The organism is Sphingomonas pruni NBRC 15498 (assembly GCF_001598455.1).
Taxonomy (GTDB): domain Bacteria; phylum Pseudomonadota; class Alphaproteobacteria; order Sphingomonadales; family Sphingomonadaceae; genus Sphingomonas; species Sphingomonas pruni.
Window position 1 is genome coordinate 1 of the sequence record NZ_BCYZ01000057.1, and the last position, 22,769, is coordinate 22,769.

Annotated in this window: 17 protein-coding genes; 6 read left to right on the forward strand and 11 right to left on the reverse strand. The window is 63.1% G+C overall.

All coding sequences use genetic code 11. From position 1 onward, the window contains the following. The 3 genes from SPR01S_RS15625 to SPR01S_RS21670 form a co-directional block, all read left to right on the forward strand. Window positions 1–890: Calx-beta domain-containing protein (locus SPR01S_RS15625; protein WP_245662041.1), on the forward strand; the 890-nt coding region annotated here is incomplete at its 5' end. A gap of 77 nt (window positions 891–967) precedes the next feature. Beyond that, entirely contained in the window at window positions 968–5,182 is a 4,215-nt protein-coding gene (locus tag SPR01S_RS21295) for an RHS repeat domain-containing protein (RefSeq protein ID WP_084251237.1), read from the forward strand. Continuing rightward, window positions 5,179–5,559 carry a hypothetical protein gene (locus tag SPR01S_RS21670; RefSeq protein WP_157082294.1) on the forward strand — a complete coding sequence of 127 codons (381 nt, stop codon included), beginning with the start codon at window positions 5,179–5,181 and terminating at the stop codon, window positions 5,557–5,559. Before SPR01S_RS21295 ends, SPR01S_RS21670 begins: the two co-directional genes overlap by 4 nt. Before the next feature lie 116 nt (window positions 5,560–5,675). Here SPR01S_RS21670 and SPR01S_RS15635 read toward each other — a convergent pair whose 3' ends face one another. Continuing rightward, window positions 5,676–6,836 (reverse strand): tyrosine-type recombinase/integrase, encoded by a 1,161-nt coding sequence (locus SPR01S_RS15635; protein WP_066591016.1) that lies wholly within the window; start codon window positions 6,834–6,836, stop codon window positions 5,676–5,678. 283 nt (window positions 6,837–7,119) lie between these two features. On the opposite strand from SPR01S_RS15635, the gene SPR01S_RS15640 reads away from it, so the two are divergent. Further along, the gene (locus tag SPR01S_RS15640) at window positions 7,120–8,103 is read left to right on the forward strand and encodes a formylglycine-generating enzyme family protein (RefSeq protein ID WP_500808175.1); all 984 of its coding nucleotides are present in this window, start codon (window positions 7,120–7,122) and stop codon (window positions 8,101–8,103) included. On the opposite strand, the gene cobA is transcribed toward SPR01S_RS15640, so the two are convergent. The 9 genes from cobA to SPR01S_RS21300 form a co-directional block, all read right to left on the reverse strand. Then, entirely contained in the window at window positions 8,100–8,888 is a 789-nt protein-coding gene (cobA, locus tag SPR01S_RS15645) for a uroporphyrinogen-III C-methyltransferase (protein ID WP_066591020.1), read from the reverse strand. The two genes, SPR01S_RS15640 and cobA, sit on opposite strands and share 4 nt — an antisense overlap. Continuing rightward, window positions 8,875–11,481, reverse strand: coding sequence for a nitrate reductase (locus tag SPR01S_RS15650; RefSeq protein WP_066591021.1), 2,607 nt, complete (start codon window positions 11,479–11,481; stop codon window positions 8,875–8,877). Before SPR01S_RS15650 ends, cobA begins: the two co-directional genes overlap by 14 nt. A 118-nt stretch (window positions 11,482–11,599) precedes the next feature. Next, complete coding sequence (gene nirD, locus SPR01S_RS15655; protein ID WP_174531901.1) at window positions 11,600–11,938, reverse strand: nitrite reductase small subunit NirD; 339 nt, start codon at window positions 11,936–11,938, stop codon at window positions 11,600–11,602. Continuing rightward, a complete protein-coding gene (gene nirB / locus SPR01S_RS15660; protein WP_245662044.1) occupies window positions 11,935–14,415 on the reverse strand; it encodes a nitrite reductase large subunit NirB in 2,481 nt (826 codons plus the stop codon). The genes nirD and nirB overlap by 4 nt, the downstream gene beginning before the upstream one ends. 35 nt (window positions 14,416–14,450) lie before the next feature. Then, a complete protein-coding gene (locus SPR01S_RS15665) occupies window positions 14,451–15,656 on the reverse strand; it encodes an alginate export family protein (RefSeq protein ID WP_066591027.1) in 1,206 nt (401 codons plus the stop codon). Window positions 15,657–15,678: 22 nt separating this feature from the next. Beyond that, complete coding sequence (locus tag SPR01S_RS15670) at window positions 15,679–16,917, reverse strand: nitrate/nitrite transporter (protein WP_066591029.1); 1,239 nt, start codon at window positions 16,915–16,917, stop codon at window positions 15,679–15,681. A 231-nt stretch (window positions 16,918–17,148) separates the two neighbouring features. After that, window positions 17,149–18,360 carry a CmpA/NrtA family ABC transporter substrate-binding protein gene (locus tag SPR01S_RS15675; protein ID WP_066591031.1) on the reverse strand — a complete coding sequence of 404 codons (1,212 nt, stop codon included), beginning with the start codon at window positions 18,358–18,360 and terminating at the stop codon, window positions 17,149–17,151. Continuing rightward, window positions 18,357–18,938, reverse strand: a complete 582-nt coding sequence (locus tag SPR01S_RS15680; protein WP_066591033.1) for an ANTAR domain-containing response regulator — start codon at window positions 18,936–18,938, stop codon at window positions 18,357–18,359. Before SPR01S_RS15680 ends, SPR01S_RS15675 begins: the two co-directional genes overlap by 4 nt. 246 nt (window positions 18,939–19,184) lie before the next feature. After that, window positions 19,185–19,951, reverse strand: a protein-coding gene (locus SPR01S_RS21300; protein ID WP_157082295.1) for an IS5 family transposase whose coding sequence is annotated in 2 segments (ribosomal slippage) — window positions 19,185–19,639 and window positions 19,639–19,951 — 768 coding nt in all. Because the reading frame shifts where the segments join, the coding sequence is not laid out codon by codon here. Between the two features lie 92 nt (window positions 19,952–20,043). Here SPR01S_RS21300 and SPR01S_RS15695 point away from each other — a divergent pair. Continuing rightward, on the forward strand, window positions 20,044–20,352 hold the full coding sequence (locus SPR01S_RS15695; protein ID WP_066591039.1) for a hypothetical protein: 309 nt from the start codon (window positions 20,044–20,046) through the stop codon (window positions 20,350–20,352). A 57-nt stretch (window positions 20,353–20,409) separates the two neighbouring features. Here the strand turns inward: SPR01S_RS15695 and SPR01S_RS15700 are convergent, their stop codons facing one another. After that, complete coding sequence (locus SPR01S_RS15700) at window positions 20,410–21,513, reverse strand: glycosyltransferase (protein ID WP_066591040.1); 1,104 nt, start codon at window positions 21,511–21,513, stop codon at window positions 20,410–20,412. Window positions 21,514–21,788: 275 nt separating this feature from the next. On the opposite strand from SPR01S_RS15700, the gene SPR01S_RS15705 reads away from it, so the two are divergent. Then, the gene (locus tag SPR01S_RS15705) at window positions 21,789–22,760 is read left to right on the forward strand and encodes a hypothetical protein (RefSeq protein WP_066591042.1); all 972 of its coding nucleotides are present in this window, start codon (window positions 21,789–21,791) and stop codon (window positions 22,758–22,760) included. The last annotated feature ends 9 nt before the right edge of the window (window positions 22,761–22,769 follow it).

The window sequence follows — 22,769 nt, forward strand, 5'->3', positions numbered from 1 at the left end:
CCGGCACGACCTCGTCGAGCTATTCGGTCAATTATACGACCGCAAACGGCACTGCAGCCGCGGGCAGCGATTACAACGCGAAGTCCGGAACGCTGACCTTCGCGGCGGGCGGCACGTCGAGCCAGACATTCCAGGTCACGACGCTGACCGACAGCGTCGTCGAATCCCCCGAAACGGTCCTGGTCAATCTGTCGGGCCAGACAGGCGGGGCCACCATCACTACGGGTCAAGGCTCCGGGACGATCAACGACGTCCCGCCGCCGCCATCGTTCGCGATCAGCAACGCGACCGGGGTGTCGGAAGGCAGTCCGCTGACCTTCACGGTGACCAAGACGGGTACGACCTCGTCGAGCTTCTCGGTCAACTATGCGACGGCGGACGGCACTGCAGCCGCGGGCAGCGATTACACCGCAAAGTCCGGAACGCTGACCTTCGCGGCAGGCGGCACGTCGAGCCAGACATTCCAGGTCACGACGCTCACCGACGGCGTGATCGAATCCCCTGAAACAGTGCTGGTCAACCTGTCGGGGCAGACGGGCGGGGCCACCATCACCACGTCGCAGGGATCGGGTACCATCAACGACGCTACCTCAAGCAATCTTCCGCCAGTGGCCAACGCAGACACGACTTCGTTCAACTGCAGTGTGTATCAGACCGTCAATCTCGTCGCGAACGACACCGATCCCGAAAACAACGTACCGCTGCACCTTGTGTCGATCACCGGCCCAGGCTCGGCCGCGGTGACCAGCACCACCTCGGTGACGATCGGCGAGAACAGCACGGGGACTTTCACCTTCAGCTACGTCGTCGCTGATAGTTTGGGCGCCACCTCGACGGGCCAGCTGACCGCAACCGTAACCGGACTGGCTTCGCAATGCGTCGTGTACTGAGGCTCCTTCGAGCCTAGGCCGTCCGGCAGTAGCGCTGCCATCGGTCCGAACAATGATCTTATCGTCTGGAGATTGTGATGACGGCTCGCTGCGAAGGGATTGGGACAGGTAGACCCAAAAGAAGCAATCAACGGCTGTCTAAATTCGTCTTCCTGCTCTCCGCCAGTGCCGTATCATATGTGGCATCTATCCCCACCCTTCACGCGCAGACAATTCCTAGCATCCCGGGGCCGCCGGTATTCCCGTCGACTGACGAAAACGGCGTCAATATCGCGAATGGTAGCTTTCAGCCGCCACAACAATTAGCTGCCATTGGACCAAGCGAAAGCCAATTGAAGCACGTCATCTCCGGAGTTTCCGGAGTCTCCGGCGATAGCAATTTAACGGGAGTCATCAATACCGCACCCGGCCAGATATGTGGCGGCGGTGGCTGCACCCCCGCGACAATGTACAAAGTAAGTATTGATGGACAATCAAATGTGTTTGCCAAGCCGACAAATGGAAATCCTTCCGGCATAATAACTACTGCGTATTTTAACAGTAGGGGGCAATCTCTTTCGTACGATTCCACGACGCAAACCTATACCCACACCGATCGTCAGGGGACGATCAACATCTTTTCCAAACCCTTGGCTGCCACCTCCACCGGCTGGACGGCTTTCGAAGGAGTGCTCGTTTCGAGGCAGTTCAAGAATGGCGAGAAATGGACGTATAACTGGGTGAGTTGCGGGTCGGGCTGTAGCGCGTTGTCGTCGGTCGTAAGCAATCGCGGCTACATGCTGAAGTACTCCTACCCGCAATCGACCTCAAATCAATTGTCATCAGTAACTGCGCTCGACCAATCAATTGATTATTGCGACCCGAATGCGCCGACTTGCAGCTATTCCAGGATCTGGCCGAGTTCGACCATAACATCCTCGCCGTCCAGCATAAGCATTACTGACGAACTGAATCATACCACGCTGTACGCACTCACGAATGGAAAGATAACCAACATCACCAGCCCGGCGGGCGTGCAGGTCGGGGTTATTTATGATGCTAACGGACGAGTGTCATCCATTACGCGATCGGGCGTGACGTGGATCTACACCTATGGGTCAAATTATACCCAGGTAACCGGCCCCGACGGCCTGTATAAACAATACACGATTGACGCTGCTACTGGCAATGTATCGGCGATCCGGGATCGGGCTGGCAACACTACGTCCAAAACGCTCGATCAGTATGGGTTATTGTCTCAATTCGGATTCCCTGAAGGGAATAGCGAAAACTTCCAAAGGGACAATAATGGGAATTTGACTCAATATACTGCCGTTCCAAAAAGTGGCAGCCCCTTACCCAATATTACGATGAGTCAGGTGCCCAGCTCGTTTGACGATAAGCCGTCGAGCATAACGGACGCGATGAACCAGACGACCGATTTTACGTATGATCCCCAGACAGGTTTGACGACGAGTGTCACATTGCCTGCAGCCAGCACAGGTGCTGTCCGGCCTCAGACGCGGATAAGCTATGGGCAAATTCCCACCTACGCGAAGAATGCGAGCGGCAACCTGGTGCAAGTCGGGTCCATTTGGTCTCTCACCGGTACTTCTCGCTGTGCCACACAAGCGACCTGCGCCGGCACGGCCGACGAGACCAAAACGATAGTGAGTTACGCGGGTTCTAACCACGCCCTTCCGACGGCCACCACCATCCAATCCGGGGATGGTACGGTTAGTAGCACGCAGTCCGTTTCCTATGACGGTTTGGGGAACCTTGCTTCGGTAAGCGGCCCGTTGGGTGCGGCGCAGACAACAGTCTATCGTTACGATGCGCATGGTCACTTGATCGGCGAGGTTGGCCCTGATCCAGATGGCTCTGGCCCCCGCAAGCTGGCTGCAACCAAAACCACCTTCAATGCGGATGGCATGGCGACGCTAACGCAGGTTGGTACGGTTACGGATCAAACTGATGCCGCTTGGGCAAATTTCAGCGAAAGTCGGCGTTCCGCTACTACGCTCGATGTGAACGGTCGCGCCATCAGGCAATCTGTCGCCGCAGGCGGGACTACGTATGGTGTCACCGACACGCTATATGACAATCTGGGCAGACCCAACTGCACTATCCAATATATGGATTTGGCGGCCGTTGGAGCACCAGCTTCGAGTTGCGCCCCGGTTCAGACGAGCGGACCTTATGGTCCGGATCGAGTTTCGCTGACGACATTTGATCCCAACGGCCAGAAGGCTACCATCAGCGAGAGTGTTGGGACCAGCTCTCCTGTGGTGACGGCCACATTCGCCTATTCGGCTAATGGAAAGATCAAGTCCATCAGTGATGGACGAAACAATTTGACGTCGTATACCTATGACGGTTTCGACAGACTGGGCCAGACTAATTATCCGTCGCCGACCAGTCCGGGCGCAAGTTCGACGACCGATTATGAGAAATTCACCTACGACGCCAACGGCAATGTTATTGGTCGGCAGCTGCGTGATGGAACGTTGGTCGGATTTTCATACGACAATCTCAACCGTGTCAAAGCGAAGACGCCGCCCAATGGAGAGCCCACGGTAAGTTATACCTATGACTTGGTGGGACACCTGCTGACGGCATCTAGTTCGGGGCAGACGCTTACGTCCGGCTACGATGCCTTAGGCCGCACGACGACTGCTGCCCAAGCGTTCGGAAGTCTGCAATATCAATACAACGTCGCGGGTAATCGGACGCGGGTGACTTGGCCGGATGGTTTTTATGTAGCCTACGACTATGATTTAACCGGCAATATGACGGCCGTCCGCGAGAATGGTGCGACTACAGGCGTCGGCGTGCTGGCGAGCTATTCCTATGACGATCTGGGTCGACGAACGAGCGTGACGCGTGGCAATGGTACGGTGACGTACTTTAGTTATGACGTCGCATCACGCCTGATATGCCTCCGGCACGACCTCGCGGGCGGCGGTACGCTCGACTGCACGCCGACGGCGAATGGCCAGGACAATGCGACCACGTTCACCTACAATCCGGCATCTCAGATTGCGTCGGCTAGCCGGGCAAACGGCGCCTATGCCTGGACAGGAGCGGTCACCGTTACCCGGCCCTATACGAGCAATGGCCTAAACCAATATAGCGCGGCAGGGACCACCAACCTTGGTTACGATGCGAGAGGAAATCTGACGAGTTCGGGGACGACGACGTATACTTATACGTCTGATAACCGTCTCAAGAGTATGAGCGGCGGGCCGACGCTCTATTACGACCCGATCGGGCGATTGAGCGAATATGATACCGCGTCTTCAACCCGTTTCGTTTATGATGGCGGTGAGATCGCGACCGAAGTTGGCAACCCGTCGGGCGCGGTTCTGCGCCGATACGTCACCGGCACCAATGCTGACGAGCCGTTGGTTTGGTATGAAGGCGCTGGAACGAGCGATCGGCGCTGGCTGATTCCCGATGAGCGCGGGTCGATCGTCGCAGTGACCGACGGCACCGGCAACAGTATCGCTACCAATAGCTATGACGAATACGGTATTCCTGGCGGAGCGAAGAGCGGCCGATTTCTATATACAGGCCAAGCTTGGTTTCCGGAACTGGGAATGTATTATTACAAAGCTCGGATGTATTCAGCTTCTCTCGGTCGGTTCATTCAGACCGATCCAGCTGGCTATGCGGACGGGACGAATTGGTATAACTATGTCGGAGGCGATCCAGTCAACTTGGTTGACCCAAGTGGTCTAGCGACGTTTCAGCTTCAAGATTGCAACAATAACATTAGCGGCCCATCGACGTCGAACAGCGCCGGCGATGTCGTGCTAACGCAAACTACCTGCACGTCTTATTATGTGACTTTTCCCGACGCTGGTCCTGTTGCTACCCAGTTCTTCGGTGGCGGCAATGGCGAAGGAGGCGGGGAGGCCGGTAGTTGTTATGGATCCAACGGTACCGCTTGTGGGGTTTTCAAGCCTAGAACTAAAGTCGATATGTGTATGGATGAATCAGCCAGAGAATCGGGAATAGCGTTAGTCCTGGATCTTGCGGGCTTCATCCCAGGTGAATCCCAGGCCGTTGCTCTTTTCCAACTGGGCGTAGCGTCCGGAGCGATTATAAATGGTACCTTCCACGGGGATTTTTTCGGAATGAGCGCGGGCGGTGTGGCCTATGCCAACACCACGGCGAGCCAAGGCGTCAAAGTAGGGAGCCAAGCAGCAAGGGCTATTCCTGGTATCGGAATTGCTGTAAACGGCGTCGCGACTATTCACGATGTAATATCTGCGGTTAAGGCTTTTAACAGGTGCATGGCCCGGAAATGACAAAGATCAAAGATATTTTGGAGTCGGATAAACCACTCCCGAGGTCATGGGGTTTATTGGCGCTAATTGCCGTATCTCCGGTATTCTTCGCCATAAATTATTTTGGCTATCCGGACAGAGCCTATTTGGCGGTCATTTTCCTTATAGTATTGCTAGGGTCGGTGCTTGTTTCATTTAAGGCGTGGAAGAATTCCGGTTTTGTGGTGGCCGTGAGTGGATTGTTTATTTTTCATTCCGCGATTGTTGTGTTTTTTGGTATTAAGTTTCCGGAATTTGGGCCTTCCATTCTTATTTTTCTGCCAATCTCAATTTTAGATTTGTATTTTGATCTTTACATAATAAAGATAATCGGCGGACTTTCCTTTTGGCGTCGATGAAGTCGGTTGATCAAGGTTATCATTGCCGCAAAGACCGATATGTTAATCGGCATTCGACGATAGGGTCGAACCAGTTTGTACTATTTCTCTAGGCGGCGGCTGCAAGCCCCAAGCCATTACAATGTAAGCCCTGTCAGTGCTTCCGCTGCGGCGTGCTGGGTGAGGTGCCCATAGTGACGCTCGATCATTTCCACGCTGGTGTCGCTGATTTGGGCGACCGTGAGCAGCGGAAGGCCGTTGTTCACGAGATCGGTGATCGTGCTGTGACGAAGCGTATAGGCGGTCGCACCCACAGGCAGCCTGGCTTTCGTCGCTGCCTCGGCAATCGGCCTCTTCCAAGTCTCTTTATCCCAAGCCAGGCCGTTCGCGCGCGACAACAACGGCGCGTCTCCCGACTTTCCCTTCGCCTGTTTGTCGAAGAGCTTGGCGGCAGCGGCAGACAGCAAGACGCGACGCGGCTTGCCGCTCTTATCCTTCCCGATGCTTAGTTCCGACGTGCGCCTGTCGAAGTCTCGCGCGCGCAGTCCGGCAACAGCGCCAGGACGAAGGGGCAGCAGGCAAAGCGTTCGCACGAAAGGCTCGGCCTCGGGGTCAATCTCCTTGAGCAGGGCGCGCCGTTGGCTACGATCGAGATAGAGAGTCCGCTGACGATCCGCATTGCGGATCGCCTTGAGCGCCTCTTGCCAAGCCGCTTCGGTATCCGGGGCGCCGGGTGCGAGAAACTTATTCAGCGCCGCTCGAAGCATCGCCATGTCGCGGTTGATCGACGAGGGCGCGCGCGGGCGTGTGATCTGCGGCCCCTTCTTCCTCCGCGTCACCAGCGCCGGCTTGTTCTCCAAGCGTTGACGCCACGCCTTGAGATGGTGCCGCCTCAGCTTCGCCAACTTCACTTTAGCGATCGGGTCGGAATAAACGTTCCTCCGGAATCGCCCGGCTGCGTCCGGCTGGGTCTCCGCATACTTACGACAGGCATCCTCAACGGTCTCGATCTTCTCCGCGGTCTGCCCGCCCGACTCCACGAGCACCGCGAATGCCTCGGCTTCCTTCTTGGCTTCCGCGAAGCGATCCTTTCCGGGCAAGGTTCCGAAGTCGCCGAGTGCCTTCAAACTGTATCGGCGCTGATCCTCGTCATAAGCGCGCGCGATCCATGTCCCCGCACCTTCGCGCGCCGACGGGCGATAGCCCAGAAAGCAGCCCGGCCGGATGCGCTGCCAGTATGGCTCGCGCTGGCTGCGTAGTGCGTCCCGTTCCTTTACTTTGCTCAGGTCCAGCGCCATCGCCAGTCTCCGAAAGCCATTCCGTACGGAAAATGTACGGAAAACATACTCGGAATTATGTAGACCCCGTGAGACACATAATCAATAGATATCAGCTACTTACTAGTTTCAAGGAGTCTCAAAAAAGCCCATTTCTGTGCACTCCGAAGGCAGAGGCCACAGGTTCGAATCCTGTCGGGTGCGCCATACTTTCACGATGTCGCGTTGATTGGCTGGTTCGTACGGAACGGGTACGAAACCCTGTTCTGGCGGCACTCCAGCCCGTCGGTCAGGAGCAGCTGCGATGGTGACACCAGCATCCGTCACGACAGGTAGAAGCGCGGCGTCGACGGCCGGCATGCGCCATCTGGATGGCGGCGTCTTCCTGATGGGATCGCAGCGATTCTACCCGGAAGAAGCGCCCGTGCGGGCCGTGCGCGTCGACCCCTTCTGGATCGACGAAACGCCGGTGACCAATCGCGAGTTCGCGCGCTTCGTCGCGGCGACCGGGCATCGCACATTGGCCGAGATCGCCCCGGATCCGGCGGACTATCCGGGCATGCCGATCGACATGGCGCAACCCGGATCGCTGGTATTCGAGCCGACCGCGGGCCCGGTCGATCTGCAGGATTTCTCGCAATGGTGGCGATTCAGCTTTGGCGCGGACTGGCGGCATCCGCTCGGCCCCGATAGCGCGATCGACGATCTGGCCGATCACCCTGTGGTCCATGTGGCTTACAGCGATGCCAAGGCCTATGCCGACTGGGCGGGCAAAAGCCTGCCGAGCGAGGCGGAATGGGAATTTGCCGCGCGCGGCGGCCTGGACGGCGCCGAATTCGCCTGGGGCGACGAACTGGCGCCCGAGGGGAGGATGCTCGCCAATTACTGGCAAGGCGCCTTTCCGTTCGTCAACCAGCTGCTCGACGGATGGGAGCGCACGTCGCCGGTCGGTACCTACCCCCCCAACGGGTACGGACTGTCCGACATGATCGGCAATGTCTGGGAGTGGACCGCGGACTGGTGGGCTTTGCCGACGGTCGAAAAAAAGAAGCGCGGTGGTGCCTGCTGCGTACCGGCCAATCCACGCGGTGGGCGCGAGCGCGACAGCCGCGATCCGCTCACGCCGCACATATCGATCGGGCGCAAGGTGCTGAAGGGCGGGTCGCATCTCTGCGCCGCCAATTACTGCCAGCGCTATCGCCCGGCGGCGCGGCACGCCCAGGCGATCGACTCCTCGACGAGCCATATCGGCTTTCGCTGCGTGCTCCGAACGACAAAAGCTGCCTAACGTTGCGCGTCGGCCGCTTTCGTCGCAGCGGCCTGCGCCATCGCCATTCCCGGCGGCGCGACGGCCTCACCGACGATGATCAGCGTCGGGCGATCGTCGGCGATCGTCGCGACCGCGAACGGCAGCAGGTCGAGCCGGGTCTGCAGCCTCGTCTCGCCCGGCAGGCTGATATCGCACGCCACGATAACGGGCGTCGCCGCGGCAAGCCCGGCCGCGATCAGGTTCCGGCTGATGTCGGCCGCGGCACCGCGTCCCATGTAGAAGGCGATCGTCGCTTGCGGATCGGCCAGCCGGCGCCAATCGAGGTCGAGCGGAAGGCCAGGCGCGGCGTGCGCGGTGACGAATTCGACGCGGCGGGCATGACCGCGCAACGACAGCGATAGCCCCGCCGATGCCGCGGCGGCGCTTGCCGCGGTGATGCCGGGGCATATCCGAACGGCGATGCCCTCGGCGGAGAGGGCAGTCATTTCCTCCGCGGATCGGGCGAACAGTGTCGGGTCGCCTCCCTTGAGGCGAACGACGCGCTCGCCCTCGCTGGCCGCCTCGATCAACAAGCGGTTGATTGCTCCCTGGTCGCGCGAATGGCGTCCGGACCTTTTGCCGACCGATACCAGCCGAACGTGGCCTGGAATGAGGTCGAGCACGCCGGGTCCGACCAGGGCGTCGTGGAACACCACCGAGGCGCGGCGCAACAGTGCCTCGGCCTTGCGCGTCAGCAGATCGGGGTCTCCGGGGCCGGCGCCGACCAGCCAGACGCTGCCCGGCGGAAAGTCATCGACCGGCATTGACGCTCTCCCGATTAGCGTGATCGGCGATCAATCGGGCAATCGCCGGACTACACGATCCGCAATTGGTCCCTGCGCGCAGCGCCGCGCCGACGGCGGCGACATCCGCCAGGCCATCCGTGCGGATCGCATCGGTGATCGCGCGCGCGCCGATATCGAAACAGACGCAGACGATCGGGCCGCGATCGACGCTCGGCCCTGGCGCGCGGCCGGCGAGCAGGGTCGGGGCGACCGCGGGCGCCGCCAATTGCGCGATCAGCCAATCGCGCGACGGCAGCACGCCTTCCGACGTGACGAACAACAAGGCTGCCAGCCGCCCGTCGCGGATAATGGCGACGCGGCGCGATCCTTTGGCGGGATCGACGGCTTCGATACAGTCGCCCTGCGGCAGGAGGCGTTCGATCGCCACGGCGTCGCCATCGCCGGCCAGTTCCCACAATGTCCCCTGCGGCACCGCGACGCGAGTCGCCCACAGACAATCGGGCATCGCGCCCGGCTCGCCGCGCATCAGCAGGAAGCCGCGCCACTCGGTCGCCACCGCCGCGATCGCCGCCGGCGTTGTCTTGAAGCCAGGCTGGCCCGAATGCGGATCGACGAGCGGGCGCGGCAGCAATCCGGTCCGCCCGCCGGTCGATCCGCGATCGGTCCAATGGATCGGGACGAACAATTCGCCCGGCCGCTGCGCGTCCGTCACGGCAACGCGATAAAGGCTCTCGCCGCGCGGCGTCGACACGCGGGCCAGCGCGCCGTCGGCGATGTCCAACCGCGCCGCATCGTCGGGATGGACCTCGACCAACGGCTCCTCGCGATGGCGCGCCAGCCTGGGGGCGAGCCCGGTGCGCGTCATCGTGTGCCATTGGTCGCGATACCGGCCGGTATTGAGCGTCATCGGCCAGCGGTCGAGCGGCCGCTCGCCGGGGCGCTGGGTGACGGTAACCAGCCGCGCGCGCCCGTCCGGTGTCGGATAGACGCCGTCGGCGAAGGCGTCGTCGCCCCAGCGGAATGGCGCCATCTGCTCATAGTCGGCATTGCCCGGCGTCGCGCGGTCGAGGCGGAAGCGGCGTGCGCCGTCGTTCTGATAGGCGCTCAGCCGGACATGCTCGCGCCACACATCGACGGGACGGTCGTAAGCGAACGCCGACCGCCAGCCCATGCGGCGGCCAACTTCCTTGACGATCCACCAATCGGGCCGCGCCTCGCCCGGGGGCGCGAAGATCGGGCGCTGACGGCTGACGCAGCGTTCCGAATTGGTCACCGTGCCGTCCTTTTCGCCCCAGGCCGTCGCCGGCAGCCGGACATGCGCGAAGCGGCTGGTGTCGGTATCGGCGATCACGTCGGACACCACGACGAGCGGACAGGCGGCCAGCGCCTCGCGGACCTGGCCGGCATCGGGCATCGAGACGGCGGGGTTGGTCGCCATGATCCAGATCGCCTTGATCCGCCCCTCGCCGACGCCGCGGAACAGGTCGACCGCCTTCAACCCCGGCTTGGTCGCCATGTTCGGCGCGGCCCAGAACCGCCCGACCCGCGCCACATTGTCGGGCGCGAAGTCCATATGCGCCGCCAGGGTCGAGGCGAGCCCGCCGACTTCGCGCCCGCCCATCGCATTGGGCTGGCCGGTGATCGAGAACGGCGCCGCGCCGGGCGTGCCGATTCGGCCGGTCGCGAGGTGCAGATTGGTGATCGCGTTGACCTGATCGGTGCCGCTGACCGACTGGTTGATGCCCTGGCTGAACATCGTCACCGTGCGCGGATTGGCGGCGAACAGATCGTAGAAACGTCTGAGGTCGGCGGGTTGGACGTCGCACGCCCGCGCCGTCGACCACAGATCGTTCCCCTCTCCAAGCTTGTCCCAGAAATCGCCGGGAACATTGACGTGCCCAACGAGATAGTCGTGATCGATCAGCCCCGCGTTGCGGCACCAGGCGAGCAATCCGTTCATCAGCGCGACGTCGCTGCCCGGGCGGATCGCCAGGTGCAGATCGGCTTCGGCCGCGGTTTCGGTGCGGCGCGGATCGATCACCACCAGCTTCGCGCCGCGCGCGGCCCGCGCGGCCATGATCCGCTGATAGACGATCGGATGGCACCAGGCGGTGTTCGACCCGACCAGTACGATCAGGTCGGCGGCATCGAGATCGGCATAGCTTGCCGGCACCACATCCTCGCCGAACGCGCGGATATGGCCGGCGACCGCGCTCGACATGCATAGCCGCGAATTGGTGTCGATGTTCCCCGAGCCGATAAACCCCTTCATCAGCTTGTTGGCGACGTAATAATCCTCGGTCAGCAATTGGCCGGAGACGTAGAAGGCGACGCTGTTCGGCCCATGCCGCGCGATCGTGTCGCGAAAGCGCCGCGCGACGAGGTCGAGCGCGCGATCCCAGCCGACGCGCTTGGTCCCGATCATCGGATGAAGCAGCCGCCCTTCCAATCCGACCGTCTCGCCGAGATGCGTGCCCTTCGAGCACAGCCGACCGGCATTGGCGGGATGATCGGGGTCGCCGGCAATCTCCACTTTGCGTTCGCCGGTCCGCCGCGCGACGATGCCGCACCCGACCCCGCAATAGGCGCAGGTGGTGCGTATCGTAGTCATTAGCCCCTCCCCTTCAGGGGAGGGGTTGGGGGTGCGGCAGTGCCGCGGGCAGGTCGCTTGAGGACAGGCCCCACCCCAACCCCTCCCCTGAAGGGGAGGGGCTTAAGATGAACATCCCTCACGCCGCAGCCTTCAAGGTCGACGTGCGGCACAGCAGCACGCGGCCGGCGTCGACCTTGACCGGGATCGTCGGAGCGCAGCCTTTGTCCTCGCCCTGTGCCTCGCCGGTCGCCAGCGCGATCCGCCAATTGTGCAGCGGGCAGGCGACGCTGTGGCCGTGGACGATCCCCTGGCTGAGCGGGCCGCCCTTGTGCGGACAGCGATTAGCGAGCGCGAAGACACGATTGTCGGCGGTGCGGAACACCGCCACCTCCTCGCCGCCCGCGACCGTCACGGTGCGGCTGCCGCGCGCCGGGATTTGGTCGAGCCAGCCGATATCGAGCCAATCGCCGATCATTCCGCGACCTCCATCATCTGCGGTTGGAAATGCGCCATGTGCGCGTGCTGCTCGCGCGCCGCGCCCGAGGCGCGTTCGGCCCAGGGGTCGTCCTGGCTGAAGCGCTGCGAATACCAGAAGCGATCGGCGAGCGCGTCGCGGCCGGCGGCGTCCTCGACCACGCGATCCTTGATATGCTGCAGCCCGACGCGCTCGATCCAAGGAGCGGTGCGCTCGAGATAGCGCGCTTCCTCACGATAGAGCTGGACGAAGGCGGCGGCGACATGGATCGCCTCTTCCTCGCTCGCGACCTTCGTCAACAGATCGGTCGCGCGGACATGGATGCCGCCATTGCCGCCGACATGGAGCTCGTAGCCCGAATCGACGCAGACCACGCCGAAATCCTTGATCGTCGCCTCGGCGCAGTTCCGCGGGCAGCCGGAGACCGCCATCTTGAACTTGTGCGGCATCCAGCTGCCCCAGAAGCCACGCTCGAGCTTGACGCCCAGGCCGGTCGAATCCTGCGTGCCGAAGCGGCACCATTCCGAACCGACACAGGTCTTCACGGTGCGCAGCGCCTTGCCATAGGCATGGCCCGACACCATGCCGGCGGCGTTGAGGTCGGCCCAGACCGCGGGCAGATCCTCTTTCTTGATCCCGAAAATGTCGAGCCGCTGGCCGCCGGTCACCTTGACCATCGGCGCGTCATATTTCTCGACCACGTCGGCGATCGCGCGCAGTTCCTGTGGGCTGGTGATGCCGCCCCACATCCGCGGGACGACCGAATAGGTGCCGTCCTTCTGGATGTTGGCGTGGAGTCGTTCGTTGACGAAGCGGCTCTGCTGGTCGTCCTCATACTCGCCGGGCAGCGCGCAGAGCAGATAGTAATTGAGCGCGGGCCGGCAGCTCGAACAACCGTCGGGCGTCGACCAGTGGAGCCGGTGCATCACTTCGGGAATCGAGCGCATGCCTTGCGCGACGATCTCGCGCCGGACGTCGTCATGGCCGAAGCTGGTGCATTTGCACATCGTCTTCGGGCCGGCCTCGACATCCTCGCCAAGTGTCAGTGCGAGCAGGGTTTCGACCAGCCCGGTACACGATCCGCAACTCGCGCTTGCCTTGCAGCCCGAGCGTACCGCATCGAGGCTGTGCGCACCCTTGGCGATGCAGGAGACGACCTGACCCTTGCTGACGCCGTTGCAGCCGCAAATCTCCGCTCCGTCGGAGAGCGCCGCAACGGCCGCCTTAGGGTCCGCCTGCCCCCCTCCCGAGGCGAAGGCCTGGCCGAAGATCAGCAGGTCGCGCGTGGCCGAGATGTCCTCGCCGCGCCGCATCAGGTCGAAATACCAGCCGCCATCGGCGGTATCGCCATAGAGCACCGCGCCGACGACGCGGTCATGCTTGAGAACGACGCGTTTGTAGACGCCCCGGCTGGCGTCGCGCAGCACGATGTCCTCGCATCCTTCGCCGCCGGCGAAATCGCCTGCCGAGAACACATCGAGTCCGGCCACCTTGAGCTTGGTCGAGGTGACGCTGGCGCGATAGCCGCTGGGTTGGTCGACCAGCCCATCGGCCAGCGCGCGGCACATATCCCAGAGCGGCGCCACCAGCCCGTAGACCTGGCCGTCATGCTCGACGCATTCGCCGACCGCGAGCACGTCCGGGTCGCTGGTGACCATATGGTCGTCGACCTGGATGCCGCGGCCGACCGCCAGGCCCGCCTCACGCGCCAGCGCGACCGAAGGACGGATGCCGACCGCCATCACCACCAGGTCGGCGGGGATCTCGCGCCCGTCCTTGAGCCGCACGGCCTCGACCTTGCCGTCGCCCAGGATCTCGGCGGTGTCGGCGCCGGTCAGCACGGTCTGACCGCGCGCTTCGAGCGCCGACTTGAGCAGCCAGGCCGCCGCTTCGTCGAGCTGGCGTTCCATCAGGGTCGGCATGAGGTGAAGGACGGTGACCCGCATCCCGCGCAGCGACAGGCCGTGCGCCGCCTCCAGCCCGAGCAGGCCGCCGCCGATCACCACCGCGCTGCCGCCGCGATCGGCCGCCGCCAGCATATGGTCGACGTCGTCCATGTCGCGAAAGCTGATCACGCCGGGCAAGTCCTTACCCGGCACCGGGATGATGAACGGATCGGAGCCGGTCGCGATCAGCAATTTGTCGTAACGCACCGACCTGCCCGATCGCGACGTCACGGTCTTCGCGGTGCGATCGATCGCCGCGACCGGATCGCCGGCAATCAGATCGATTGCGTTATCGGCATACCAGGCGGCGTCGTTGATCACGATGTCGTCGAACGTCTTCTCGCCCGCCAGTACCGGCGACAGCATGATGCGGTTGTAGTTCACCCGCGGCTCGGCGCCGAAGATCGTCACGCGATAGCGACCGGCGTCGCGTGCGATCAGTTCCTCGACCGCGCGGCACCCGGCCATGCCGTTACCGATGACGACGAGGTGAGGAAGGCCGGGCGCCGCGCCGGACGGAGTATCCGGCATAGGGTCGGGATCGGACGCGGAAACAAGGAAATCCATCACAAGCTCCAATCGAGCTGCAGCCAGAATTTGCGGGTGTCGGTGGCGAATCCATCCGCCTGGTAATCGGCATAGCGGGCGGAAAGGCTGGTCTTGCCGAGCTTGGCACTGGCGAGCAGGTCGATCTCGTCGCCATAGAGACGGCTGTGACGGTCGGCGGCGAAGCGATGATAGACCGCCTGCAACGTCAGTGCCTTGAATGGCCCCGCCTGTTTCCAGCCATAACCGACATTGCCATAGAGATCGCGGACGCCATCGGGCGGTGTCGTCAGGAATTTGTCGGCCCAGCCCTGGAACTTGAACCCGGTCGCGATCGGAGTCTGGAAGGCGGTGAGCGCCACGCCCTTGTCGGCGCCAAGCACTTCGTATCCCGCGCCGAGCTTGAGCGCGTGGAGATCGAGCCCGGCGTCGATCAGGTAATAATCGGCGCGGTAGCGATTGGGGTTGCGGTGGTAATCGGACTGGGTCGCGTAGCTCAGCTGGTAGGAGAGCTTGATCCCCTTGCCGAGCGGACGCGCGCCGGCCAGCCGCGCGCCATAGGTCTGGCTCGACAAGCGGAATCCCTGCACCGCCGTTTCGTCCTGATCGACCAGATAGGCGAAGCCGGTGATCGTGCCGACCGGGCTGGCATAGGACAGATTGCCCAGCACGTTGTCGCCCCCGATCGAGCGCGGCCGTGCGCCCACACCGTCGATTCCCCACACGGTATTGACTCGCCAGGCATAGGTCAGGTCGGCCTTCAGCCCCTTCACGCCGGTCCATTCGAACCGCGTAGCATCGAACGTCTGGGCATTCTGACGAAACGGGACGGCACCGACGAAGCGCTCGTCGTCGAGCGCGATCGACTGGCGCCCCACCGTCAACGCGATGCTTTTGCTGCGGTATTGCAGCTGCGCGCGATACAAGGCGATATTCTGCGGGTCGGCGATCAATGGACGCGTGGCGGCGCCATGCAACCCGTCATAATAATCGCCGGTCAGCGCCAACATGCCTTGCATCTGGACGATCGCGGAAAGCGGTCCGCTGCTCGCCTGCACTCCGCTGCGGATGCGGATCGTTGTCGCCTCCGCGTCGCGGGGCAGCCCCGCCTGATCGACATTCTCGTAGCGCAACCGCGCGTCGATCAACGGCTTCAGACTGATGTCCTGCGCCATGGCGGGACTCACCACCAGCGCGCCTCCAAGGATCAACCAGGCAGGTTTCATCGCGTGTCTCCCCTGCTCTCGTTCAGATCCGGACGCCTGCCGCCGCGCCCCAGTGCCGGCGCCACGAATATTTGACGATCGTGATGCCGAGACAGGCGATCACCGCGAGCCCCGCGAAGATCAGGAAGCCGGGCGCGAAGCTGCCGGTCAGCTGCTTGGCGATGCCCAGCGACGAGGCGAGGTAGAAGCCGCCGACACCGCCCGCCATGCCGACCAGCCCGGTCATCACGCCGATCTCGTCGGCGAAACGCTGCGGCACGAGTTGGAAGACCGATCCGTTGCCGACGCCCAATGCCAGCATCGCGAGGACGAACAATCCCATCGCCGCGCCAACGGTCGGCGCCATGCTGACTCCCACCAAAGCGGCAGCGGCAGCGGCGAACACTATTGTCAGCGCCTTGACCCCGCCGAACCTGTCGGCGAGCGCGCCGCCGAGCGGACGAACCAGCGACCCCGCGAATACGCAGGCCGCGGTGCAATAGCCGGCGACCACCGGCGTCAGCGCGAAACGATCGGTGAAATAGATCGGCAGCGAGGCGGCAAGCCCGACGAACCCGCCGAACGTCACCGCATAGAAGCCCATCAGCCACCAGGCGTCGGCCGACTTGAGCGGGTGGAGATACTCCGCGAGCGACTTGGGTGCCGGCCGGTTGGGCGCGTCGCGGGCGATCAGCTGATAGATGACCAGCACGACCGCGAGCGGGATGCACGCCAGGCCGAGGACGGCGTTCCAGCCAAACGTCTTGGCCAGCAACGGCGCGAACAAGGCGGCAAGCACGGTGCCCGAATTGCCCATACCGGCAATCCCCATCGCCTTGCCCTGATGCTGCGGCGGATACCAGCGGCTCGCCAGCGGCAGCGCGATCGCGAAGCTCGCCCCGGCAAAACCTAAAATGACGCCGAGCGCCAAGGTGCCGGCGAAGCTGGTAACGCCGGCCAGCCAGGCGGTCAGCAGTCCGGCGATGACGATGATCTGGCTGATCGTGCCCGAGCGCTTGGGACCGATGCGATCGACGAGCAGGCCGTTGACCACGCGGAGCACCGCGCCGGCAAGCGTCGGGGTGGCGACCATCAGGCCCTTTTCGGCGGGCGTCAGCGCCAGCGTCTTGGCGATTTCAGGGGCGAGCGGCCCCAGCAAGACCCAGACCATGAAGGCGAGGTCGAAATAGAGAAAGGCGGCGATCAGCGTCGGGACATGCCCGCTCGACCAGAAGCCGTCCTGCTGCCTGCCCTGTGCCCTGTTCCAGAATGCGGTCGCCATGCGGATCCCCTTCGCGTGCGATGGACAAGAAAAAAGCCGCCCCGACGGCGGCCAGTGCTGGCGCGTCGGGGCGGCTTCGTTGCCTTGGCGGATCGTCGGACCCGCCCCGCAATGACCCCCGTCGGTGGAGGTCGTCGCGGTTTATTTCGTGCCGAGCGTCATTGCCCTGCGGAGGGGACGATGCGTGATTCGCCCGCCGGACGCAAGCCTATTTCGCAGTTGCAGCAAAAATCAGGGCAGCGACGCCAAATAGGTCTCCGCATCGTCGGGATCGAACGCACGGTCATCGAAGAAGCGGTCGGCGCCGAGCACCAGCCTGCCTTGCACCGATCCCGCGCCGAGCGGATCGCCGATCGCGCCTTCCAGCTTCGAGCTCGCGCCAGGCAGGATCGCGCCCGATCCGGCCAGCGCGCGGCGGTACAGATCGGGCCTGAACACGCCCTCGGCGCGGGCAGCTTCCTCGGACGAAAACGGCGTGCCGTCCCAGCGGGTCATTTGCGAATACAGCCACGCCGCCTGGCTACGCCACGGAAAGTTGGCCGCCTCGCGGAACTGGAACATGAAATCGGGAATGTGGAGCGGCGTCGCGCCTTGCGACAAGCGGACCCGATCGGTGATGGCGCGCAGAATCGTCTCCTCCGGCGCCGCCAGATAAGCGGGCTGCGCCAGGATCCGCGCATTCTCCTCAGCCGCATCGGGCTCGACGAAATGCGCCGCGGCATCGTGCAGCGCCCGGATCAGCCGGTCGACCAGATCGGGCGATGCGCTCGCCGTCTCGCGTCGCATCGCGAGCACCTTCTCGACCCCGCGCCGCCAAATCTGCGCGGTCACCAGCGCGATCCGCCCGACGCCGCGATCGACCGCCACGCTGTTCCATGGTTCGCCGACGCAGATGCCGTCGACTTCTCCCGCAGCGAGCGCGTCCGCGGCGAAAGGCGGGCTGATCGTGACGATCTCGACATCCAGATCGGGCCGGATGCCGACCGCCGCCAGCCAGTAGCGCAGCATGTAATTGTGGCTCGAATAACGATGGACGACACCGAAGCGGAGGGGGCGCCCCGCTTCCACTCGTGCCTTCGCGACCTGGCGGAGGCGCTCGCCGACGGTCCATGGGTCGCCGAGCTGACCGCTCTCAAGCGTTTCGGTCGCGAGCGGAATCGAGAAGGTGATCGCGTTGCCGTTAAGGCCGAGCGCGAACGGCACGTCGATCTCGACCGCGGGACGGCCGCGGCCGAGCGCGGTTGCGATCGCCAGCGGCGCGATCATATGCGCGGCATCGGTATGGCCGTAGAGCAGGCGGTCGCGCACCGTCGCCCAGCTGAGATCCCGCACCAGCTCGATCTCGAGTCCGTGTGCCGCCGCAAATCCCTGCTCGCGCGCCAGGATCGGCAAAGCGGCATCGACCAGCGGCAGGAAGCCGATCCGGATGCGGTCGAGCGTCATGTGTCGTCCCCCATCAACGCCGCGCTGGTGATGATGGCTTCCGCCACTTCGGCGATGCGGCGGTTGGATTGCATCGCGTGGCTGCGCAGCAAAGCGTACGCGGCGGGCTCGTCGATCGCACGGCGGCGCATCAGGATCGCCTTCGCCTTGTCGATCGCGGCACGGTCGGCCAGCGCATTGCGCGCTTCGTGAAGCTCGGCCTGGAGCCGTGAAAAGGCGTTGAAGCGCCGCACCGCCAGATCGACGATCGGCATCATCCGCTGCTTCGACAGGCCGTCAATGATATAGGCCGAAACGCCGGCATCGATCGCCGCGGCGGTCGTCTCCGGATTGCTCTGGTCGACGAACATCGCGATCGGTTTCGCCAGCGCCCGCGACACCGCGAAATATTCCTCCAGCACGTCGCGGCTGGGGTTTTCGAGGTTGATCAGCACGACTTCGGGGTTGGCCGCTTCGATTTGCGCGACGAGCGCATGCGAATTGTCGATCAGGACGAGATCGTCGAGTCCGGCCTCGCGCAGACCTTCGGAAATGATCGCGGCACGAGTCGTGCTGGTGTCGATGATCGCGATCCGCATCGGGTTAGCATATGCTGCGCTGCAGCGGGGCGCCAGAGCAAGCTAGGGTAGCGGACCACGCCGACCGCTGCGGCAAGGAGTGAACAGGATCGGATGGGGCAGATTTACCCCTATCGCCGAGCACGATCAGGTTCGCCGTCATGCCAGGTTGTCCCGGCATCCACTGCACAGCCTGGCCTGATCAAGGAGCTTCTTTCCCGGGCTTGCCGCCCGGTGGATGCCGGGACAGGCCCGGCATGACCAATTTTAGGTCGTAGACTCATAAAACCGTGGCCATAGCCGCATTGATGCGAGTTGGACCATGGCGAGGAAGTTCGCTGCGAGCTTGTCGTAGCGGGTGGCGACACGGCGGAAGTGCTTCAGCTTGGAGAAGAACCGTTCGATTAGGTTGCGCTCGCGGTAAAGCCGCCTGCTGAAACAAGGCTTCCACTTCCTGTTGGATTTGGCGGGGATGTTAGGCGTGGCGCCTTGCACCTCTATCAGTTCACGGATGCGGTCAGCATCATAGGCCTTGTCCGCCAGCACGATGGTGTGTGGGCCGAGATGGTCGAGCAGTATGTCAGCGACCTGCCCGTCATGCGCCTCCCCAGCCGTCAGGCTGAGCCGGATCGGGAGCCCTTGCGCATCAACGACCGCGTGGATTTTGGTCGTGAGGCCGCCTCGGGAACGACCGAGACAATGATCTCGATCCCCCTTTTTGCCGTCGCGGCCTGCTGATGGGCACGAACGGAGGTGCTGTCGATCATCTGGATGTCGCCGTCATGGGCGGCGGTGATGGCATCCATCATCCGATCCCAGACGCCCGCCTTCCGCCATCGGACGAAGCGGTTGTAGCAAGTGGTGCGCGGACCGTAGCGCTCCGGCAGGTCTCGCCACGGCGCGCCCGATCGCAAGACCCAGAATATGCCGTTCAGCACCCGGCGATCATCGACGCGCGGAACGCCTCGCGGCTTGTTGGGCAGAAGCGGTTCGATCACGCGCCATTCGAAGTCGGTCAGGTCGTATCGGCTCATAATGAGCTTGAATCAGAAATCAGAGCGATGCGAAAGGGATCACTCACGGTGGGTGGTTGCAGTCCAACGCCATCCACAACAGGGTGCGCAGCATGTTCAGTTACTATCTGATCTCGCCGGGTGAGCGACCACAATCCACCTCCGTCGCACGCCACCTCTGGGGCAACGATTGCGACTTCGATTCGGATGGAAATGATGACGAAGCGCCGGTCGGCGGCTGGACGGAACTGACCGTTGCACTCCGCCCGAAATGTGAGGAGCGTGTCGATGTCGATCCTATCGACGACAACGAGCCGCTTGTGCTGGCAATCCGTTCAGACTCGGCTGATCTCGCCAGAAAGGCCGCTCTGTTTCTCCAATCACATTCTGGTGGAGCGCTCAGCGAACAAGCGCCTCGCTAAAGCGATTTCGCGCCATCAGCTTTATGGGTTCACGACCTAGTGCGGGAGGTCGATCGCCTAACCTCTCAACGACCTGAGCTTGCGATCGAGCACCAGCTCTTCGAACAGCCTGACATAGCGTTCGATCGAATCGCGCCCGCGCTCCGGGACGGGGTCGGGACGCGGACGGCCGGGCGCGAGCCAATGGTCGAACGCGGAGACCAAAGCGAGGGGATCGTCGGTCGGCACGACGCTGCCGAGACGCGGATTCGCGACGATCTCGCGGATCGCGACGCTCGAATCGGTCGCGACCACCGGTGTGCCGAGCGCGAGCGCTTCCTGCAGCACGCCCGGCACGCCTTCGAAATCCGAGGTCAGCACCAAAGCGCGCGCCTGGGCCAAAGCGGGGCGGGGGTTGGTCGAATAGCCGGGCAAATGGACGCGCGAGCGCAGGCCCAGCGCGTCGATCTGGTTCTCCAGCTCGCCGCGCACTTCGCCCTCACCGACGATCATCAGCTTGGCGTCGCGGCGTTCGACTCGCGCCAGCGCCGCGATCGCGCGGTCCCAACGCTTTTGCGGCGTCAGCCGGCCGATCCCGATCAGGTAATCAGCGCCCGGCAGCGGCGGAGTCGGCGCCCCGATCGGTTCCGGACTGGGCGGATTGGCGATGACGCTGACGCGATCGGCACCGATCCCCGTCATCCGCACCGTTTCCTCTGCCATCGCCGGGCTCATCGCCACCAGATGGTCGATGAAGCCTGGATAGGACCGCAGAAACGCGCGATAGCCCTGCGCTACCGGAAAATGCTGGTCCTCGCGATCGAGCCGGTTGGAGACCTTGCCGACGATGGGCGGGCAATCGCGGCCGAGCCGGAACTTCAGCCAAGCGGCCGCGCTGCTATAATGATTACCGGGGCAGAACACGATATCGGGCGCCGCCGCCTTCACTGCCTGAGGAAGCGCGCGGATCATGCCGAGATGCGTCGTTCCGAGTTCGATCAACTGGACGCCATCGGGGATCTCGGCCGCCAGCGGACCGCGTGCCGAACTCAACACCAGGGTGACTTGCTGGCCCAATGCGACCCAGCCGCGGACCATCCGCAACATCGCACGTTCGACTCCGCCGCCCTGAAGGCTGTGAGCGAAAGTCAGGATTCTTACGGGGGCGTAAGGACTGAGCATGAGTTGGCGCGCTAACGTCAATTTGTGTCAAAAGTTTCTCGGCGGCGAAATAATTAGGGCAAAACCGACTTATTTGCCGCCGAAGCGATGCTGCACCGCAACATAGTACTTGCGATTCGGGCTTTCCACCCCCAAATCGCGCGGCGCTTGCGGCAACCGGCTTGTCGCGGGCCGATTGTCGTGCTCGCGCGTTGCCGTTAAGCGGCCATTATTTCCGGGCACGTCCGATTGGATACCGAACTGCCGATTTTGGATGAACAGACTTTGGAGCGTCGATGAACAGCGGCTTTGTCGGGGCCTCCAGCAATCCTGCCGCCGGTCTGGCGCCCAAGATTGTCGATGCGGCCGAGGACCTCGCCGGGCTTGAGCCCGTCAGGAGCCTGAAGAGCCGCTGGCCGATGATCATCGCCGGCGTGCTGAGCCTGGCAATGATCGCGGGCCTCGCGAAGCAACTGCTCGGTTCCGGCCTGGCCGGATTCAGCCACGCCGCACCGGACAATTGGCTCTATTACATCGCCTTTGCTCTCCTCTACATCTCGCCGCCGACCGGCGACTACATCATCTTCCGCCGGCTGTGGAAAATCCCGTTCGAGGGGTTCGGCGCGCTGATCAAGAAGCGCATCGCGAACGAGGCGGTGGTCGGCTATTCGGGCGATGCCTATTTCTACGCCTGGGCGCGGCAACGCGCATCGATGGTCGCGGCCCCGTTCGGGGCGGTCAAGGACGTCTCGATCCTGTCGGCGATCTCGGGCAACATGATGACGTTGGTCATGACCGCGCTGGCGCTGCCGTTCGCGCTCGAGGTGCTGCCGCCGCGTTATTATACCGGCCTGGCCATCGGTATTCCGGTCGTGATCGCGATGTGCCTGCCGTTCCTGATCTTCTCGCGCAAAGTGTTCTCGCTCGACCGCAAGACGCTTTGGTGGATTTTCTGGATCCATGCCGCGCGCCTGACGGTCGGCTGCGTGCTGATCGCCTTTGCCTGGCATTTCGGGCTGCCCAATGTCGGCATCGGCGCCTGGCTGATCCTGTCCGCGGTGCGCATGCTGGTGTCGCGCCTGCCGTTCGTGAACAAGGACCTGGTCTTCGCGACGATGACCAGTGCGATCCTGGTGCACAGCAACAGCAACGCGACCAATGTCGATCTCGCCAATTTGATCGCCTTCACCACCGCGCTGACGCTGGTGGTTCACGTCGCCTTCGCCGGATTCTTCGCGATCCAGGCGCTGATCAAGCGCCAGATCTAGGCCGCGCGC

Bases quoted from the DNA above. Each gene is read 5' to 3' on its own strand.
- SPR01S_RS15635 (WP_066591016.1), bottom strand. From the start codon at position 6,836: ATGGCGCTGGACCTGAGCAAAGTAAAGGAACGGGACGCACTACGCAGC.
- SPR01S_RS15705 (WP_066591042.1), top strand. From the start codon at position 21,789: ATGAACAGCGGCTTTGTCGGGGCCTCCAGCAATCCTGCCGCCGGTCTG.
- SPR01S_RS15700 (WP_066591040.1), bottom strand. From the start codon at position 21,513: ATGCTCAGTCCTTACGCCCCCGTAAGAATCCTGACTTTCGCTCACAGC.
- SPR01S_RS15680 (WP_066591033.1), bottom strand. From the start codon at position 18,938: ATGCGGATCGCGATCATCGACACCAGCACGACTCGTGCCGCGATCATT.
- SPR01S_RS21670 (WP_157082294.1), top strand. From the start codon at position 5,179: ATGACAAAGATCAAAGATATTTTGGAGTCGGATAAACCACTCCCGAGG.
- nirB (WP_245662044.1), bottom strand. From the start codon at position 14,415: ATGCCGGATACTCCGTCCGGCGCGGCGCCCGGCCTTCCTCACCTCGTC.
- SPR01S_RS15675 (WP_066591031.1), bottom strand. From the start codon at position 18,360: ATGACGCTCGACCGCATCCGGATCGGCTTCCTGCCGCTGGTCGATGCC.
- SPR01S_RS15640 (WP_500808175.1), top strand. From the start codon at position 7,120: ATGGTGACACCAGCATCCGTCACGACAGGTAGAAGCGCGGCGTCGACG.
- SPR01S_RS15665 (WP_066591027.1), bottom strand. From the start codon at position 15,656: ATGAAACCTGCCTGGTTGATCCTTGGAGGCGCGCTGGTGGTGAGTCCC.
- nirD (WP_174531901.1), bottom strand. From the start codon at position 11,938: ATGATCGGCGATTGGCTCGATATCGGCTGGCTCGACCAAATCCCGGCG.
- SPR01S_RS21295 (WP_084251237.1), top strand. From the start codon at position 968: ATGACGGCTCGCTGCGAAGGGATTGGGACAGGTAGACCCAAAAGAAGC.
- SPR01S_RS15650 (WP_066591021.1), bottom strand. From the start codon at position 11,481: ATGACTACGATACGCACCACCTGCGCCTATTGCGGGGTCGGGTGCGGC.
- cobA (WP_066591020.1), bottom strand. From the start codon at position 8,888: ATGCCGGTCGATGACTTTCCGCCGGGCAGCGTCTGGCTGGTCGGCGCC.
- SPR01S_RS15695 (WP_066591039.1), top strand. From the start codon at position 20,044: ATGTTCAGTTACTATCTGATCTCGCCGGGTGAGCGACCACAATCCACC.
- SPR01S_RS15670 (WP_066591029.1), bottom strand. From the start codon at position 16,917: ATGGCGACCGCATTCTGGAACAGGGCACAGGGCAGGCAGCAGGACGGC.